Origin of the sequence: Microbacterium plantarum, assembly GCF_035231185.1 — a bacterium.
GTDB lineage: Bacteria > Actinomycetota > Actinomycetes > Actinomycetales > Microbacteriaceae > Microbacterium > Microbacterium plantarum.
Window position 1 is genome coordinate 1,742,040 of the sequence record NZ_CP141117.1, and the last position, 17,046, is coordinate 1,759,085.

Below are 17,046 nucleotides of genomic sequence, written 5' to 3' on the forward strand. Positions count from 1 at the left end.
CGGCCGCCGAGTTCAGATGACCACTACCCTTGCGTGCGTTCGTTTCCAACGTGTTGCGCGAAACGAGTTCGTTAGCAAAATGTGTCCTACCCATGCCGCCGTCGGCGCACGCCTTGCTCATCGCGGAAGGCGACGGCTGAGCACATAGGCAGCCGGGAGCCCCGGCGTCGTCAGCCGCCGAAGGCTAGGGCGATGACGGCCCAGACCGCGATGACCGCGAGCGGGAACAGGACCGCGCGGTTCCAGGCGGTGGTCACGGCCTCGTCCGGGGCTTCGGGCGCGTGCTCCTCCCACGCCGAGCGGATCTCCTCGATCTCCCGCACCGCCGCCGGCATCCGCTCCGCCTCCTCCCGGACGCTCGACCAGGCACCACGGCCGACGCGCGACGGCCGGCTCGGAGAGGGGCCGCCGAAGGCGGAGATCGACCGCCCCTGGGCGGTGTCGACAATGACCTGCCAGCGCAATCGGATGTCGGTGACGGACGGCCAGGGCACACGCGTCACCCGGAGCGGGTTCGCTATGACGATCGCGTTCTCGTCGGTCGCGATGAACGGCGCGTAGAGCAGCGTGTAGATGATCCAGACCGCCAGGAGGACCCAGGGGGCCAGCAGCAGACCCTGCACGACGCCGCCCCGGACGAAGGCGTCACCGAGGAGGAACGCACCGAGCAGACCGGCGCCGGCGACCGCGATGGTCGCCGACGCCGGCCGGTAGGTCTTGCGCATACTGCGGAGGCTCAGACGCCGAACTGGAATCCGGCGCCGGGAATGGCCGCGAGCAGTTCGCGCGTGTATTCCTCGGTCGAGTGGTCGAAGACCTCGTCGGTCGTCGCCGACTCCACCAGGCGACCCCGTCGCATGACCGAGACGTTGTCGGCCACGAGACGCACGACCGCGAGGTCGTGGGTGATGAACAGATAGGTCAGGTCGAGCTCCGTCTGCAACTCCGTCAGCAGGTTCAGGATCTGACCCTGCACGAGCACATCGAGCGCCGAGACGGCCTCGTCGAGGACGAGCACGTCGGGCTTGAGCGCGAGGGCACGGGCGATCGCGACGCGCTGACGCTGCCCGCCCGAGAGCTCGCTCGGATAGCGATCCTTCGCCGCTGCCGGCAGCGACACCTGGTCGAGCAGCTCGCGTACCCGCGCCGACCGCTCCTTCTGGGTGCCGAACTTGTGCACCCGCATGGGCTCGGCGATCGTGTCGCCGACGCTGTACTGCGGGTCGAGGGTGCCGTACGGGTCCTGGAAGACCGGCTGGACCCGGCGGCGGAAAGCGAGCTCCTCGGCGCGGCTGAGCCCGCCGAGCTTCTTGCCGTCGAAGCGGATCTCACCCGACGTCAGCTGCTCCAGCTGCAGGAAGAGCTTGGCGAGCGTGGACTTGCCCGACCCCGACTCGCCGACGATCGCGGTCGTCGTTCCCTTCGCCACCTGGATGCTGACGTCGTCCACGGCGACGATCTGCTTCGATGAGAGGCCGCCGGTGCGCACCTTGTAGACACGCCGCGCGTTGCGGATGTCGATGAAGTCACTGCGCGCAGCGACCGCCTCTGCCTCGGCCTCGCGTTCCTCGGCGCGTGCGAGGAACTGCTCCCCCGCGCCGAAGACGTCGACGTCCTCGTGGTGGCGCACCGCCTGGATGCGACGTGAGGCGAGGCTCGGGGCCGCGGACACGAGTCGCTTCGTGTAGGGATGCTTCGGATCGGCGAGGATCTCCTGCGACGGGCCCGACTCGACCACGCGACCGCGGTACATCACGACGAGGTGCTCGGCGCGCTCGGCCGCCAGGCCGAGGTCGTGGGTGATGAACAGCACCGACGTGCCGAAGTCCGTCGTGAGCGTGCCGAGGTGGTCGAGGATCTGGCGCTGCACGGTGACGTCCAGAGCCGACGTCGGCTCATCGGCGATGAGGAGCTTCGGACGCGCCGACAGACCGATCCCGATGAGCGCACGCTGACGCATACCACCGGAGAACTGGTGCGGGTACTGCCGCATCCGGTCGGCAGCGTCGGGCAGCCCTGCCTCGGTGAGGACCTCGACGGCACGATCGCGGACCGCGGCGCGACCGGTCGCGCTGCGGTTCGAGCGGACAGCCTCGCGCACCTGGAACCCGACGGTCAGCACCGGGTTGAGGTTCGACATGGGATCCTGCGGGACGTAGCCGATCTGCGCCCCGCGCACGGCCTGCAGCTCGCGGTTCGACAGCGCCGCGAGGTCGCGGCCCTCGAACATGATCTGGCCGTCCGTGATCCGCCCGGTGCCCGGGAGCAGCCGGATGATCGCCTGAGCCGTCGTGGACTTTCCGGAACCGGACTCGCCGACGATCGCGACCGACTGGCGCGGGTAGATCGTCAGGTCGACGCCGCGGACGGCCGGGACGAGTCCGGCCTTCGTCTGGAACCCGACGTGGAGGTTGCGGATGTCCAGCAGCGGCGTGGCATCCGAGGACGTGGTGTCGCTCATCGGCGCGCACGCTCCTTCGGGTCGAGGGCATCGCGCACGACGTCACCCAGCATGAGGAAGGACAGGACCGTCACCGACAGGGCGGCGGCGGGGTAGATCAGCACCATGGGGCTCGTGGTGAGCGACTGGCGCGCGGAGTTGATGTCGTTGCCCCAGCTCATCACCGTCCCGGGCAGGCCGATGCCGAGGAACGACAGGGTCGCCTCGGCGACGATGAAGGTTCCGAGCGACACCGTGGCCACGGCGATGACGGGTGCGATCGCGTTGGGCAGCACGTGACGCAGCAGCACGCGCCAGCGCGAGACGCCGAGCGCGATGGACGCCACGACGTAGTCGGCCTGCTTCGCCGTCAGGACCGCGCCGCGCATGATGCGAGCGATCTGCGGCCACGCGAAGACCGCGATCACGAGGGCGACGACGAGCGGCGTCCGGTCGGGCACGACCGACATGAAGACGATGGCGCCGAGCACGGTCGGGATGGCGAAGAAGATGTCCGCCACGCGCGACAGGATCGCGTCGAGGATGCCGCCGTAGTATCCGGCGAGGGCGCCGACGATCGAGCCGAAGATCGTCACCATGAGCGTCGCGATGAAGCCGACCATGACCGACGACTGCGTGCCGTAGATCACGCGGGCGTAGACGTCGCAGCCCTGGCGGGTGAATCCGAAGATGTGTCCGGCACGCGGACCGGCGTTGCTGTCGGCCAGCTGACAGTTCGCGGTCGGCGACACGGGCGAGAAGAGCCCGGGGAACATCGCGACGACGAGGATCAGCACGATGAGCACGGCGGAGACCCAGAACATGGGCCGGCGGCGCATCGACTGCCACGCGTCGCTCCAGACGGTGCGCGGCTTGTCGTCGGTCGAGACGGCGTCGATCGCCTGGAGCGGCGTCTCCTCCTCGGGAGCGACGAAGTGTTCCTGATTCCGGCGGAGATTACTTGGCATAGCGGATCCTCGGGTCGAGCCAGGCGTACAGGAGATCGACGAGCAGGTTCGCCAGCATGATGATGATCACCATGATGGCGACGAAGGACACGACCGTGGGTCCCTCACCGATCGTGATGGCGCGATAGATCGTGCCGCCGACGCCGTTGATGTTGAAGATGCTCTCGGTCACGATCGCGCCGACCATCAGCGATCCGAGATCCACGCCCAGGTAGGTCACCACGGGGACGAGCGAGTTGCGCAGGACGTGCACCGTGACGACGCGACGGCGGCTGAGGCCCTTGGCCGTCGCCGTGCGGACGAAGTCAGCGGAGAGGTTCTCCGCGACGGAAGAGCGGGTGAGCCGGACGATGTACGCGAACGAGACCGTCGCGAGCACGATCGCCGGCAGGAGGAGCTCGTTCCAGGGCGCACCCGCACTGACGGTGGTGCGGAACCAGCCGAGCTGGATGCCGAGGATGTACTGCAGAACGAAACCGATGACGAAGGTCGGCACGGAGATGAGGAGCAGGCTGACGACCAGAGCGGTGGCGTCGAAGAGCTTGCCCTTGCGCAGGCCCGCGATGAGACCGACGACGATGCCGAAGAACGCTTCGATCGCGAGGGCGAGGACCGCCAGTCGCAGCGTGATGGGGAACGCCTGAGCCATGACGTCGATGACGGGGCGGCCCGAGAACGTCGTGCCCCAGTCACCCTGCAGCAGCGCCCCGATGTACAGGAAGTACTGCACGATGAACGGCTTGTCGAGGTTGTACTGCGCCCTCACCGCCTCGATGACGGCGGGAGACGGCTGACGCTCGCCGTACAGGGCGGCGATCGGGTCTCCCGGCAAGAGGAAGACGAGGGCGTAGATAAGAAGGGTCGCCCCGAAGAAGACGGGGATCAGCTGCAGCAGCCGTCGACCGATGAACCAGAGCATCGACGAATAGTTCCTAAATGGGTTCGGGTAGTGAGGGCGAGAGGGCCCCGGTCAGCACGGTGTCCGGGACGCGAATGCGCCCCGGACACCGTACTCGATGATCGCCTGGAGCCGAACTCAGCCCTTGGTGACCTGGTTGTAGAGCGGCACCGAGTCCCAGCCGAAGACGACGTTGTCGACGCCCTCGCCCCAGACACCGACGGCGTTCTGGTACCACAGCGGAACGCTGGGCAGATCGCGCATCAGGATCTCCTGAGCCTGCTCGTACAGGCCGGCAGCGTCCTCGATGGACGGAGCCGATGCGGCCTGCGTCAGCAGCTGGTCGAACTCCGGGTTGGTGTAGCCCTCGTAGTTCGAGCTTGCGCCGGTGCTGTACTGCGCCGACAGGAAGTTACCCTGCGACGGGTAGTCCGCCTGCCATCCGGCGCGGGTGGCGCCGGTCAGGGTGCCGGTCGTGCGCAGGTCGAGCGCAGCGGCGAACGTCGGCTGCGGTGAGCCGACCGCCTCGATGCCGAGCGTGTTGGCGATGCTGTTCGCGACAGCATCCACCCAGGCCTGGTGGCCACCGTCGGAGTTGTACGTGATGGTGAACGGTCCGGCGTACGGGCTGATCGCCTCGGCCTCGGCCCACTTCGCCTTCGCCTCTTCGGGGTTGTACTCGAGGACCTCGGAGCCGGGCAGGTCGTCGCTCCAGCCCTCGACGACCGGCGACGTGAAGTCGGTGGCCGGCGTGCGGGTGCCCTGGAAGATCGTGTCCGTGATCTCCTCGCGGTTGATCGCCATCGAGATCGCCGCGCGACGCAGCTGACCCTCTTCGTCGTTGCCGAAGTTCGGCAGGTAGAAGGGGATGTTGAAGCCCTGGAAGATCGCCGCGGGCTGGTTGACCGAACGCTCCGGGAAGTCCGTCTCGTAGGTCGCGAAAGCCGTGTCGGGAACGGTGTCGAGCACGTCGAGGTTGCCGCCCTGCGCGTCGGCGTAGGCCGACTCGAGGGAGGTGTAGAAGACGATGTTCAGACCGTCGTTCTTGACCTCGCGCACACCCTTGTAGTCGGGGTTCGGAACGAGGTTGATGCCCTCGTTGTGGCGCCATGCGCCCTCGCCGTCGAGCATGTACGGGCCGTTGCCCACGGGGTTCTCACCGAACGCCTCGAGGTCCTCGAACGCGACGGACGGCAGCGGCATGTAAGCCGTGTAGCCGAGGCGCAGCGGGAAGTCCGCGTCGGGAGCCTTGAGCGTGACCGTGAAGGTCATGTCGTCGACGACAGCGAGGCCGCTCGGGGCGGTGCTGCCGTCGTCGGACGCGCCTTCGATCGTGTAGAACCAGTACGCGCCGTTCTCATCCTGCGCGCCCGCGGTCCAGGTGTCGACGAACGTCTGAGCGGTGATCTCCTCACCGTTGGTGAACTTCCAGCCGTCGGCGACGGTGATCGTCCAGACGACGTTGTCGTCGCTCTCGATCGAGGAAGCGACCTCGTTCTCGATCGTGCCGTCGGCCTTGTAGCTGACCAGGCCCGCGTACATCGAGGTGAGGATGCGGCCGCCGCCGGTCTCGGTGGTGCCGAAGGTCAGCAGCGGGTTCTGCGGCTCGGTGCCGTTCGTGGTGATGATCGCGGAGGCGTTGGAGCCCCCGCCCGTGTTGCTGTCGCCGCCGGCCGAGCAACCGGCCAGCGTGAGCGTGACGGCGGACACCAGCGCGATCGCGCCGACTCCCCAACGTCGTCTCGACATGTTTCCTCCTGGGTGACGGGTACGCGCTCACGGTCGACGGCGGCGAAGACACACCGGTGTCCGGAGCACGGGATATACCCCCGACGATAAGCGCGCTCCCGCCCTGTGACCGCATCCAGGCCCAAACCGTTACATGTCGGCAACAATCGCGCCCGTGGGGTTGTCATCGTGCACCGGGTGAGCCTCGCCCTCTGGGCGGTGCGTCAACCGGGCTGCCAGCCACCCGATCGCGACCACCCGCGGGAACCTTCCACTTCACTCGCGAGCGCCCACGTAAGCTTTGGATATGAAGGTGAACGGGCGCGACCACCTCTCTGATGTAAGGTCGAGTCGTCCCGGATCCCACCGGAACTCACGACCGAAGGAGAGCCGCTGTGGTGGACGACGCCATCCTCATCTACGCGAGCACGCTGGCCGCCGACATGCGCCACGTCATCCCCCACGACGTGCACGACCCGTTCCTCTACATCGAGGTCGACGGCGCGCCGCACGTGGCCATCAAGTCGCTCGAGGCGGCGCGCATGCGCGATGTGCCGGGTATGACCGTGTTCCCCCTCGACGAGCTCGGCTTCGACGACTTCCGCGCCGCAGGCCAGGACCCCGACCTCGCGGAGCTCTCCACTCTCGTCGCCGCCTGCCGCAAGCTCGGCGTGACACACGCCGCAGTGCCGCCCACCTTCCCCCTCGAGGTGGCCGACCACCTGCGCGCCAACGGGGTGGAGGTCCGCGTGGACCGTGACCTGTTCGTGCAGCGCCGTCGCGTGAAGACTCCGCACGAGCTCGCCGGCATCCGCCGCGCGCAGGTCGCCGCTGAGGCGGGCGTCTCGCTCGTCGCCGATGCCATGCACCGCGCCACCGTCGACGCCGACGGCGGCCTTCTGCTCGACGGCACGCCGCTGACCTGCGAGGACCTCAAGGACCGCATCCGGTCGGTCTTCCTCCGCAACGGCTGCGAAGACGCGGGCATGATCGTCGCCCACGGAGCCCAGACGTGCATCGGACACCACGCCGGATCGGGTCAGATCTTCGAAGGCGAGCCGGTCACGGTCGACATCTGCCCGCGCGACATCGCCTCGGGCGGCAATTCGGACATGACCCGGACCTTCGTCAAGGGCGACATCGACGACGAGCTCGCCTTCTACTACGACATCGTCAAGAAGTCGTTCGACGCGACGCTCGCGGCGATCCGTCCGGGACTGCCGGTGGCGGAGCTGCACCGCATCTCGTGCGAGCCCATCGAGGCCGCCGGCCAGCCGACCCAGCTGACGAAGAAGCCGGGCGAGGTGCTCGACGAGGGGTACTTCCACTCGCTCGGACACGGCGTGGGCCTCGAGGTGCACGAACCGCCGAGCCTCAACCAGAACGATGCCGTCCTCGTGGCCGGTGACGTCATCGCCATCGAGCCGGGCTGCTACCGCCAGGGCTTCGGAGGCGTTCGCCTCGAGGACATCGTGCTGGTGACCGAGGACGGCTACGAGCTCATCTCGGACTACCCCTACGACCTCGTGCCCGTCTCGCTGCCCCGGGGCAAGTGAGGATGGCGCGCGACGCCCGGATCGACGACCGCGCCGACGAGATCGTCGAGATCTGGCGGGAACTGTGCCGGTTCCCGACAGTCGCCGGTCGACTCGACGCGATCGCAGCGGCCGCCGACTGGATCGAGGAGCGCCTCGCGCCGCTGATGGATCGCGTCGTGCGCTACGACATCCCCGGTTATGGACCCGTCGTCGTCGGTTTCCGAGCCGGGGCGAGCGATGCGTCGCTGCTGCTGTACAACCACTACGACGTCCAGCCCGAGGGCGATCCGTCGCGCTGGACCTCGCCGCCGTACGCCGCGGAGATCCGGGACGGTGCGATGTACGCGCGCGGCGCGTGCGACGACAAGGCCGACGTGGCGGGCCGTCTCGCCTCGCTCCGCCTCTGGATCGAGGACCACGACGGGCAGACTCCGTTCGGCGTCATCTACCTCGCGGACCCGTGCGAGGAGATCGGCAGCCCGGGCCTGGACGCTGTCCTCGCCGCGCACGCGGCCGAGCTGCGCGCCGATGCGTGCCTGTGGGAGAGCTACCTCCGCGAGGAGGACGGGCGCCCCGCCGTCGGGTTCGGATGCCGGGGCTCGCTCGAGATCGAGCTGTCGCTCGACATCCTCGCCGCGGCGCAGCATCCGTCGTACTCCTCGATCCTGCGCTCCGCACCGCTCGAGCTGATGAAGGCGATCTCGTCGATGCGCACCGACGACGGCCGGATCGCCGTCGCCGGTGTGCGGGATGAGGCTCTCGTCCCCGACGAGCGCGCGCGTCGCCGCACGGCGGACATCACCCTGCCCGGACCCTCGATCGCGCGTGACGGCGTGTCGCCCTATCTGCCGGGGACGGACGCGGAGCTCTCGACGCGGTTCGTCTTCGAGCCGTCGATGAGTCTCTCCGGGTTCGACCTCGACGACGGCGTGCGGCAGAGCATTCCGGCGTCGGCGTCTGCACGCGTGCGCTTCGGGCTCGTCCCCGGGATGCAGCCGGAGCGCGTGGTGGATGCTGTCCGCGCCCACCTCTCCGCACGGCATCCGGACATCTCGGTATCCGTCATCCGCGCCCTCGCGCCCGCGTACTCACCGGTCGAGTCCGCCTTCGGCGAGGCCGTCGTGCGCGCCGCCGGGCATGCCTTCGGCGCCGACGCGGTCGTCTACGACGTGATGACGGGAGCGGGTCCCGGCGCCCTGTTCCTCGAGCACCTCGGAGCCCCCATCATCTCCCCCACGGGCACCCTGCGACCGGCCGGGAACATGCACGGCTACGATGAGCACGGCTACGTCGAAGACTTCCTCGACCACGTCCAGTTCACCCTCGACGTCCTCCGGGAGCTCGAACGCAGCGGCTTCGCCGACACACCCCGGGGAGGGGCATGACGACCGATCCAGCGCACCTGCGCTCGCTGCTCGAACCCGAGCGCGAGGTCCTCGAGATCGACGACGTCGATCGGCGGATCCTGCATCGCCTGCACGAGGACGCCCGTGCGTCGATGCGCAGCATCGCGGCGGACGTCGGGATGTCGGCTCCGGCTGTCGCGGAACGCATCGCGCGGATGGAACGCGGGCACGTCATCCGCCGGCACACGATCGAGCTCGACTGGGCGGCGCTGGGCTATCCGATGCTCGTCGTGATGCCGTTACGGCTGACCGGGAACGCCGACGCTGCCGCAGTGCTGACCGCGCTCAAGGCGATCGACGCCATGACCGAGGTCATCGTCCTGGCGGCCGGGTACGACCTGATGGCGCGGTTCCGCGTCCGCGACCACGCCGATCTGCAGCGACTGCTCGTCGAGCAGGTCTGGCCGATCCCGGGCATCGACCGCGTCGAGACCATGCTCGCCATCGGCCGCCTCGCCGATCCCGAGCCGTTGCAGCACGTCCTGGCGACCGAGACCCCCGCGCGCAAACGCCGCCGCCCGTGACCCGCCATCCCCCGGCTTAACATCGACCCGGGAGGAAGAATGACGCACGTGTCACGGACCCGACTGTGGTGGGAGATCGCCCTCGTTCTGGCGCTCTCGGTCGGCCGGTCGGCGTTCTTCTCGGTGCTGTCGTTCCTCGAGGCGGTGACGAGCCCGGTGAGCCTCGGCGACCAGTCGACCTCGCTCAATCCCGGTGCAGCGACCGTCGACCCGTGGCAGGTGGTGTCGCAGGTCTTCTCGAACCTCTTCAACCTCGCGCCCGTCGCGTTGGCGATCTACTTCCTCTGGGAGCCCGGCCTCTCGGCGCTGCGGCGGATCGGTCTGGACTTCCGGGTGTTCGGAAAGGATGCCGGCGCCGGCATCCTGCTCGTCGTTCTCATCGGCGGGCCGGGCCTCGGGCTGTACGCACTCGGACGGGCGCTCGGGATCACCGTCCAGGTGGGGGCCGCACCGCTCGACGGCGGCTGGACCGCCGTCATGCTCCTCGCGCTGGCCGCCCTGCGGGCGGGACTCACCGAGGAGGTCATCTTCATCGGTTACCTGTTCGACCGGCTTCGCCGTCTCGGCTGGAGCACGTGGACGATCATCCTGTCGACCGCCGCGCTCCGCGGGATGTACCACGCGTACCAGGGCGTCGGCCCGATCTTCGGGAACATCGCGATGGGCGTGGTCTTCGGGTGGGTCTACCACCGTTGGGGCCGGGTCATGCCGCTCGTCGTCGCGCACGTCGTGATCGACCTCATCGCGTTCATCGGCTACCCGCTGGCCGCATCGTGGTGGCCCGGGCTCTTCTGACACGTCGCGCTCACCGAGCACGCACCCCCGCGTCGAGCACGCACGCTGAACGGTGCGAGCTCGACGGGACGGTGCGTTCTCGCGACGCCGGGGGCGTCAGGCGAAGGCCTCCGGCGGCGGGCAGGCGCACACGAGGTTGCGGTCGCCGTAGGCCTGGTCGATACGACGCACCGGTGGCCAGTACTTGCCGCGGACGAGGGACCGCACGGGATAGACGGCCTCTTCGCGCGAGTAAGCGTGCGACCAGGCCGACGCGACCGCCGCTTCAGCCGTGTGCGGCGCGCCGACGAGCGGGTTGTCATCGGCCGGCCACTCCCCCGCGGCGACCCGGTCGGCTTCGGCGCGGATCGCGATCATCGCCTCGACGAAACGGTCGATCTCGGCGAGGTCCTCCGACTCCGTCGGCTCGACCATGAGCGTCCCCGCCACCGGGAACGACATCGTCGGCGCGTGGAAGCCGTAGTCGATCAGCCGCTTCGCGACGTCGTCCACGGTGATGCCGGTGCGCTCCCGCAGAGGACGCAGATCCAGGATGCACTCGTGCGCGACGAGTCCGCCTTCGCCGGCGTAGAGCACCGGATAGTGCTCGCGTAGCCGCGCCGCGATGTAGTTCGCCGCGAGCACCGCAGCTCCCGTGGCCGCCCGCAGCCCGGCTGCCCCCAGCATGCGCACGTACGCCCACGAGATCGGAAGGATGGATGCCGAGCCGTAGGGCGCGGCCGAGACCGGACCGCCCTCGAAGACGAACCCGCCCGCGTGCTCGGCCCGCTGGGCGTGCGGGTGCGACGGCAGGAACGGCGCCAGGTGCGCCTTGGCAGCCACGGGGCCCACGCCCGGTCCGCCGCCCCCGTGCGGGATGGCGAACGTCTTGTGGAGGTTGAGATGCGAGACGTCGCCACCGAGGTCGCCGAAGCGCGCGAAACCGAGGAGGGCGTTGAGGTTGGCGCCGTCGACGTAGACCTGACCGCCCGCCGCGTGCACCGCATCGGTGATCGCGAGCACCTCGTGCTCGTACACCCCGTGAGTCGAGGGGTAGGTGATCATGAGAGCGGAGAGCGCCGCAGCATGCTCGTCGATCTTGGCGCGGAGATCGTCGAGGTCGACGTTTCCCGCTTCGTCGCAGGCCACGACCACGACGCGCATACCGGCGAGCACGGCAGACGCGGCGTTGGTGCCGTGCGCCGACGACGGGATGAGGCAGACGGTCCGGTCGTCGTCGCCTCGCGACCGGTGATAGCCGCGGATCGCGAGCAGCCCCGCGAGCTCGCCCTGCGAGCCGGCATTGGGCTGCAGCGACACGGCGTCGTAACCGGTCACCTCGGCGAGCCACCCCTCGAGCTGCTCGATGAGCTCGAGATAGCCGCGCACGTCGTCGGCGGGTGCGAACGGGTGCACGCGGGCGAACTCCGGCCAGGTCACGGCGGCCATCTCGGTCGCGGCGTTCAGCTTCATCGTGCACGACCCGAGCGGGATCATGCCACGGTCGAGCGCGTAGTCGCGGTCGGCGAGGCGCTTGAGGTAGCGCATCATCGCCGTCTCGGAGTGGTGGCTGTTGAACACCGGATGGGTGAGGTACTCGTCCTCGCGCCGAAGCGACGCCGGCGCGTGCCGGTCAGCCCACGTCGATCCGCCGATGAATGCGAATGCGCGCTGCTCGGGACCGCCGAATGCTCGGACGATCGCGTGCAGATCGCTGACGGTCGTCGTCTCGTCGACGGCGACACCGACCGTGTCGTCGTCGCGGTGCCACAGCTGGTAACCGGATTCGCGGGCCGCCGCGACGACGCCTGCTGCCCGGCCCGGCGCGCGCACCACGAGCGTGTCGAAGAACGCATCATGCTCGACCTCGACCCCCGCATCGGCCAGCCACTCCGCGAGAAGGGCCGCGTGACCGGCGACGGACTCGGCGATGCGCCGGAGCCCGTCCGGGCCGTGGTACACGGCGTACATCGACGCCATGACCGCCAGCAGGACCTGTGCGGTGCAGATGTTCGACGTCGCCTTCTCGCGACGGATGTGCTGCTCGCGCGTCTGGAGCGAGAGCCGGTAGGCGGGATCGCCCGCCGCGTCGACCGAGACGCCGACGAGCCGTCCGGGCAGCTGGCGCTCGAGGCCGGCACGCACCGCCATGTACCCGGCGTGGGGTCCGCCGAAGCCCATCGGCACGCCGAACCGCTGGGTGGTGCCGACGGCCACGTCCGCCCCGAGCGAGCCGGGCGATCGCAGCAGGGTCAGCGCGAGGAGATCCGCCGCCACGACGACGAGACCGCCCGCAGCCTGCACCTCCGCGATGACCGTGCTCGGATCCCACACACGGCCGGACGCACCGGGATACTGCACGAATGCACCGAAGACCGGCTCGTCGGACGGGGCCGTGCCCGCGCCGCCGGCGAAGTCGATCTCGCGCAGTTCGATGCCGAGCGCCGCCGCTCGATGGCCGAGCAGCGCCTTCGTCTGCGGCAGCGCATCCGCGTCGACGAGGAACACGTTGCTGCGCGACTTCGAGGCCCGCCGTGCGACGAGCATGCCCTCGACGACGGCGGTGGCCTCGTCGAGCATGGACGCATTCGCCGTCGCGAGCCCGGTCAGGTCGGTGACCATCGTCTGGAAGTTGATGAGCGCTTCGAGGCGGCCCTGCGAGATCTCCGGCTGGTACGGCGTGTACGCGGTGTACCAGGACGGGTTCTCGAGGACGTTGCGCTGGATGACGGCAGGCGTGAGCGTGTCGTAGTACCCCAGGCCGATCATCGCCCGTGCCGGACGGTTGCGCGATGCCAGCTCGCGCAGCTCCGCGAGCGCCTCGTGCTCGGCGGCCGCGGCCGGGATCACGCTGTCGGGCACCGCATCGACCTGGATGGCCGCGGGCACGGCTCGGGCGAGCAGAGCGTCGACGTCCGGATAACCGAGGACCTCGAGCATGCGCTGCTGCGCGGCGCCGTCGGTGCCGATGTGACGGGCGACGAAAGCGGAGGTCATCGGTCTCCGCCGGTGAGCTCGACGTAGGCGGCGCGGTCGAGCAAACCGTCCGCGTCGGCGGGATCGATCTCGATGCGAACGAGCCACCCGTCGCCGAACGGCCCGGCGTTCACGAGCGACGGGTCGTCGACGACGGCCTCGTTGACCTCGACGACGGTTCCGCTCAGCGGCGCGTAGAGCTCGCCGACCGACTTGGTCGATTCGATCTCGCCGCAGACGGCATCGGCGGTCACCGCGGTTCCGACGGCAGGGAGATCGACGAACACCACGTCACCCAGCTTCTCGGCGGCGTAGTCGGTGATGCCCACCGTCGCGGTGGTGCCCGAGAGGGCGACCCACTCGTGCTCGGCGGTGTACTTCAGGGCGTCGAGATCGGTCATTTCTTCCTCCGGTAGAACGGCAGCGTGGTGACGGTGGCGGGAATGCGGGTACCGCGGACATCGAGCGCCAGCTCGGTGCCGAGTGCGGCGTATCCGGGTGCGACGTAGGCCATGGCGATGGGATGCCCGAGGGTCGGGCTCAGGGCGCCGCTCGTGATCACACCGACGCGCTCGCCGTCGGGGCCGAGCACGGCGTAGCCGGCGCGGCCGGCGCGGCGGCCCGCCGAGACGAGACCGACGAGCACCGGCCCGCCCGAGGAGTCGCGGGACTCGAGGCCCTCGCGGCCCACGAAGGCGCCCTTGTCCGTGGCGACGACGCGGCCGAGACCCGCCTGCGCAGGAGCGACGTCGCGCGAGAGCTCGTGTCCGTACAGCGGCATCCCGGCTTCGAGCCGCAACGTATCGCGCGACGCGAGGCCCGCCGGAGCGAGCCCGAGCGGTGACCCGGCCGCGAGCACGGCATCCCAGAGGGCTTCGGCCGCGCGGGCCGGGATCATCAGCTCGAATCCGTCTTCGCCGGTGTACCCGGTGCGTGCGAGGAGCAGCGGCTCGCCCGCGAACTCGCCGGCGGTCCACGCGTAGTACCGCGTGTCCGCGAGCGCGACGTCGGGCGTCGACAGGCCCGGGGTGGACTCGAGGACCGCCAGCGCCGCCGGGCCCTGGACGGCCAGGAGCGCGTAGTCATCGGTGAGGTCTCGCACCTCGACGTCCCAGCCTTCGGCACGCTCCTGCAACGCCGCCCATACGGGCTCGCGGTTGCCCGCGTTCGCGATGATGAGGAAGCGGTCGTCGCCGAGGCGGTAGACGATGACATCGTCGATGATCCCGCCGTCGTCGGCGAGGACGAGCGAGTACTTCGCCTTCCCGACGGCCATCGTCGAGATCCTGCCGGCGAGGGCGGCGTCGAGGCAGTCCCCGGCGACCGAGCCGGTCACCTCGAACTCCGCCATGTGCGAGATGTCGAACAATCCGGCGGCGGAGCGCACCGCGTGGTGCTCGGCGAGGTCGGACGTGTAGCGGACCGGCATGAGCCAGCCGCCGAAGTCGGTGAACGATGCGCCGAGCGCAGCGTGACGATGGTGCAGGACGGTGGAGCGGGGATCTGACATGAGTTCTCCCGTTGCGGGCGGGCGGCTGCCACGGCTGCGGCATCCGGAACTCCCCCTCTGTCTTGGGCCTGAGAGTTTCACCGGGCGAACCCGGCTTTCACCGTCGGCGGATCCCCGAGGGGATCGCTTTCCAGAGCGGCCGGACGCGCGCGGTACGCGGACCTGAGAGATTGGCGGGGAGGCTTGCTCCTTCGGTGCCCGGAATTCTCCGGGGCTCTCCCGCGTGCGTCATGCGGCCTGTCTTCAGTTGCGCGATCAGCATAGCGTCACCGCGCGAGACCGCGCAGGCTCCGCTGTACTGGGCCGCTCAGCGCGTGCAGCTCCCCGCCGTCACGGCCGGAGCGTCCGCAGAGGCGCCCGCGAGCACCGGCAGCAGCTCCGTCGTCGTCATCGCGTAGCCCCGCCGCTCGTCCTCGGCGCCGCGCGCGAACACGACGCCGGCGACCTCACCGGCGTCGGTCAACAGCGGCCCGCCGGAGTTGCCCGGGCGGACGTCGGCATCGAGCGCGTAGATCTCACGCGGAGCGCTGGACTCGTCGTAGATGTCGGGGACGGGGGCCGAGCCCACCGAGAGGACGAAGGCGGCTCCGCTCGTGAAGGGCCCGCCGAGCGGGTATCCCTGGACCGCGACCGCTGCTCCCGCGGCGACCGGCGGAACGACCGGCAGGGGCGCCACGCCCAGGTCCGAGACCGCAATGACGGCGAGGTCGTCGATCGGGTCGAAGTACACCACGCGCCCTTCACGCGCGTCGCGGCCCGGCAGCTCGACGACGGGGGTGTCGACGCCCGCCACGACGTGGGCGTTGGTCACGATGAGGTCGTCGGCGGCGACGAATCCGGACCCGGTCATCGACACACCGCAGGCGTAGGCCGTGCCGCTGATGCGGGCGACGGATGCCGCCGCGCGCTGCAGCTCGGGATCATCGAGCGCGACGGCGGGCGCGGTCGGCGCGACCTCGGGCCGGAGAAGCTCGCCGATGCGGGGGATCCCCTCGTCGACGACGAATCCGCGCACCTCGGCGAGCGCGCTGTCGACGGGGTCGGGGGTGAGACCGTCGATGAACGAGAGCACGCGCGATGAGGCCACGGCGGTGGATACGAGCGGCATGCCGCTCGCGGTGACCGCGCCGGCGCCGAGGAGGAGGACGAGTCCGCCGGCGATCGTCGCCCCGCCGGCACCCAGGATGCGGTCGAGGATGCGCAGCTTGGCTCGGTCGACGCCGCGGCGCAGCGCCGCACCGACAGCGGTGCCGAGCGCGGTGCACAGGATGATGATCGCGATGGCGCAGATGGCGAGCACGAGCGACCGGTACTCCCAGTCGGCGACGCCGGGCGCGATGAGGGGCACAGCCCATACGGCGAGGAGCGAGCCGATGACGAGCCCGGCGAGCGAGCCCGCGATCGCGACGAGGCCTCGTGTCACGCCGATGGCGAAGAAGCCGACGAGGAGGATCACGACGATGACGTCGACCAGCAGCACAGGACCTCCTCGGGAACGGAGGCCAGCGTACGGCGTCCCGCTGTGAGTCCCCCATTTTGCGCTTCGTGTCGCGATGACTATAAGATCGGTGCGACAGTTAGCGTCACAATGACACGAACCACCACGGATGGGCCGCAGGACGACATCCGGGTCGCCGTCTCGACGGTCATCTTCAGCCTGCGCCACGACGGCGGCGAGCTTCCCTCCGTCGTGCTCCCCCTGGTGCGTCGCACACGCGATCCCCACGCCGGACAGTGGGCGCTCCCTGGCGGATGGCTCGATGTGTCTGAGAACCTCGAGGCTGCGGCATCCCGGACCCTGGCCGAGACGACCGCGCTGGCTCCGAGCTATCTCGAGCAGCTCTACGTCTTCGGCGACGTCGGCCGCTCTCCCTCGCGAGTGGTGTCGATCGTCTACTGGGCGCTGGTGCGCGAGGACGTCGCATCGACACCGCTGCCCGAGGACGAGAACGTCGCGTGGTTCGACGCCGCCGATCTGCCGGAGCTGGCGTTCGACCACCGGAGCATCATCGAGTACGCGCTCTGGCGGCTGCGCAACAAGGTCGGCTACAGCCGTATCGCGCATGGGCTTCTGCCCGACCTGTTCACCCTCGCCGAGCTTCGCGAGGTGTACGAGGCCATCGGCGGCAAGCGCCTCGATCCGGCGAACTTCCGCCGCCAGGTCGAGGGGTCGGGCACCCTCATCCCGACACGCGAGTTCCGCACCGGCAGCCACCGCCCCGCCCGGCTCTACCGCTACAACCACGACGTCGAGCTCGCCGACCGCGGGCCGCTCCCCCGATGA

At 69.6% G+C, this 17,046-nt stretch carries 14 protein-coding genes and 2 riboswitches; of the genes, 5 read left to right on the forward strand and 9 right to left on the reverse strand.

Features of this window, described 5'->3' with window-relative positions:
• Positions 1-170: 170 nt before the first annotated feature.
• From VC184_RS08365 to VC184_RS08385, 5 genes are all read right to left on the reverse strand, one after another.
• Positions 171-725, reverse strand: coding sequence for a PH domain-containing protein (locus tag VC184_RS08365; protein WP_274177957.1), 555 nt, complete (start codon positions 723-725; stop codon positions 171-173).
• 11 nt (positions 726-736) lie between these two features.
• Positions 737-2,461, reverse strand: coding sequence for a dipeptide ABC transporter ATP-binding protein (locus VC184_RS08370; protein WP_274177958.1), 1,725 nt, complete (start codon positions 2,459-2,461; stop codon positions 737-739).
• Entirely contained in the window at positions 2,458-3,408 is a 951-nt protein-coding gene (locus VC184_RS08375; protein ID WP_023950496.1) for an ABC transporter permease, read from the reverse strand. Before VC184_RS08375 ends, VC184_RS08370 begins: the two co-directional genes overlap by 4 nt.
• The gene (locus VC184_RS08380) at positions 3,398-4,327 is read right to left on the reverse strand and encodes an ABC transporter permease (RefSeq protein ID WP_023950495.1); all 930 of its coding nucleotides are present in this window, start codon (positions 4,325-4,327) and stop codon (positions 3,398-3,400) included. The genes VC184_RS08375 and VC184_RS08380 overlap by 11 nt, the downstream gene beginning before the upstream one ends.
• 117 nt (positions 4,328-4,444) lie before the next feature.
• The gene (locus VC184_RS08385; protein ID WP_274177959.1) at positions 4,445-6,055 is read right to left on the reverse strand and encodes a peptide ABC transporter substrate-binding protein; all 1,611 of its coding nucleotides are present in this window, start codon (positions 6,053-6,055) and stop codon (positions 4,445-4,447) included.
• Positions 6,056-6,429: 374 nt separating this feature from the next.
• Here VC184_RS08385 and VC184_RS08390 point away from each other — a divergent pair, with 374 nt between their 5' ends.
• Genes VC184_RS08390 through VC184_RS08405 form a run of 4 tightly spaced genes read left to right on the forward strand, consistent with a single transcriptional unit; the run spans position 6,430 to position 10,297 of the window.
• On the forward strand, positions 6,430-7,590 hold the full coding sequence (locus VC184_RS08390; RefSeq protein ID WP_274177960.1) for a M24 family metallopeptidase: 1,161 nt from the start codon (positions 6,430-6,432) through the stop codon (positions 7,588-7,590).
• 2 nt (positions 7,591-7,592) lie between these two features.
• Complete coding sequence (locus tag VC184_RS08395) at positions 7,593-8,957, forward strand: M20/M25/M40 family metallo-hydrolase (protein WP_323985750.1); 1,365 nt, start codon at positions 7,593-7,595, stop codon at positions 8,955-8,957.
• On the forward strand, positions 8,954-9,502 hold the full coding sequence (locus VC184_RS08400) for an Lrp/AsnC family transcriptional regulator (protein ID WP_023950488.1): 549 nt from the start codon (positions 8,954-8,956) through the stop codon (positions 9,500-9,502). The genes VC184_RS08395 and VC184_RS08400 overlap by 4 nt, the downstream gene beginning before the upstream one ends.
• A gap of 39 nt (positions 9,503-9,541) precedes the next feature.
• Positions 9,542-10,297 carry a CPBP family intramembrane glutamic endopeptidase gene (locus VC184_RS08405; protein ID WP_407667092.1) on the forward strand — a complete coding sequence of 252 codons (756 nt, stop codon included), beginning with the start codon at positions 9,542-9,544 and terminating at the stop codon, positions 10,295-10,297.
• Positions 10,298-10,393: 96 nt separating this feature from the next.
• On the opposite strand, the gene gcvP is transcribed toward VC184_RS08405, so the two are convergent.
• From gcvP to VC184_RS08425, 4 genes are all read right to left on the reverse strand, one after another.
• A complete protein-coding gene (gene gcvP, locus VC184_RS08410; RefSeq protein WP_323985752.1) occupies positions 10,394-13,273 on the reverse strand; it encodes an aminomethyl-transferring glycine dehydrogenase in 2,880 nt (959 codons plus the stop codon).
• Positions 13,270-13,653, reverse strand: coding sequence for a glycine cleavage system protein GcvH (gene gcvH / locus VC184_RS08415; protein WP_114589552.1), 384 nt, complete (start codon positions 13,651-13,653; stop codon positions 13,270-13,272). Before gcvH ends, gcvP begins: the two co-directional genes overlap by 4 nt.
• Complete coding sequence (gene gcvT / locus VC184_RS08420) at positions 13,650-14,762, reverse strand: glycine cleavage system aminomethyltransferase GcvT (RefSeq protein ID WP_323985755.1); 1,113 nt, start codon at positions 14,760-14,762, stop codon at positions 13,650-13,652. Before gcvT ends, gcvH begins: the two co-directional genes overlap by 4 nt.
• Before the next feature lie 50 nt (positions 14,763-14,812).
• A riboswitch (glycine riboswitch) is annotated at positions 14,813-14,901 on the reverse strand.
• A 1-nt stretch (position 14,902) separates the two neighbouring features.
• A riboswitch (glycine riboswitch) is annotated at positions 14,903-14,994 on the reverse strand.
• Between the two features lie 75 nt (positions 14,995-15,069).
• The gene (locus VC184_RS08425; protein ID WP_269266134.1) at positions 15,070-16,242 is read right to left on the reverse strand and encodes a MarP family serine protease; all 1,173 of its coding nucleotides are present in this window, start codon (positions 16,240-16,242) and stop codon (positions 15,070-15,072) included.
• A gap of 108 nt (positions 16,243-16,350) precedes the next feature.
• On the opposite strand from VC184_RS08425, the gene VC184_RS08430 reads away from it, so the two are divergent.
• On the forward strand, positions 16,351-17,046 hold the full coding sequence (locus VC184_RS08430; RefSeq protein ID WP_323985756.1) for an NUDIX hydrolase: 696 nt from the start codon (positions 16,351-16,353) through the stop codon (positions 17,044-17,046).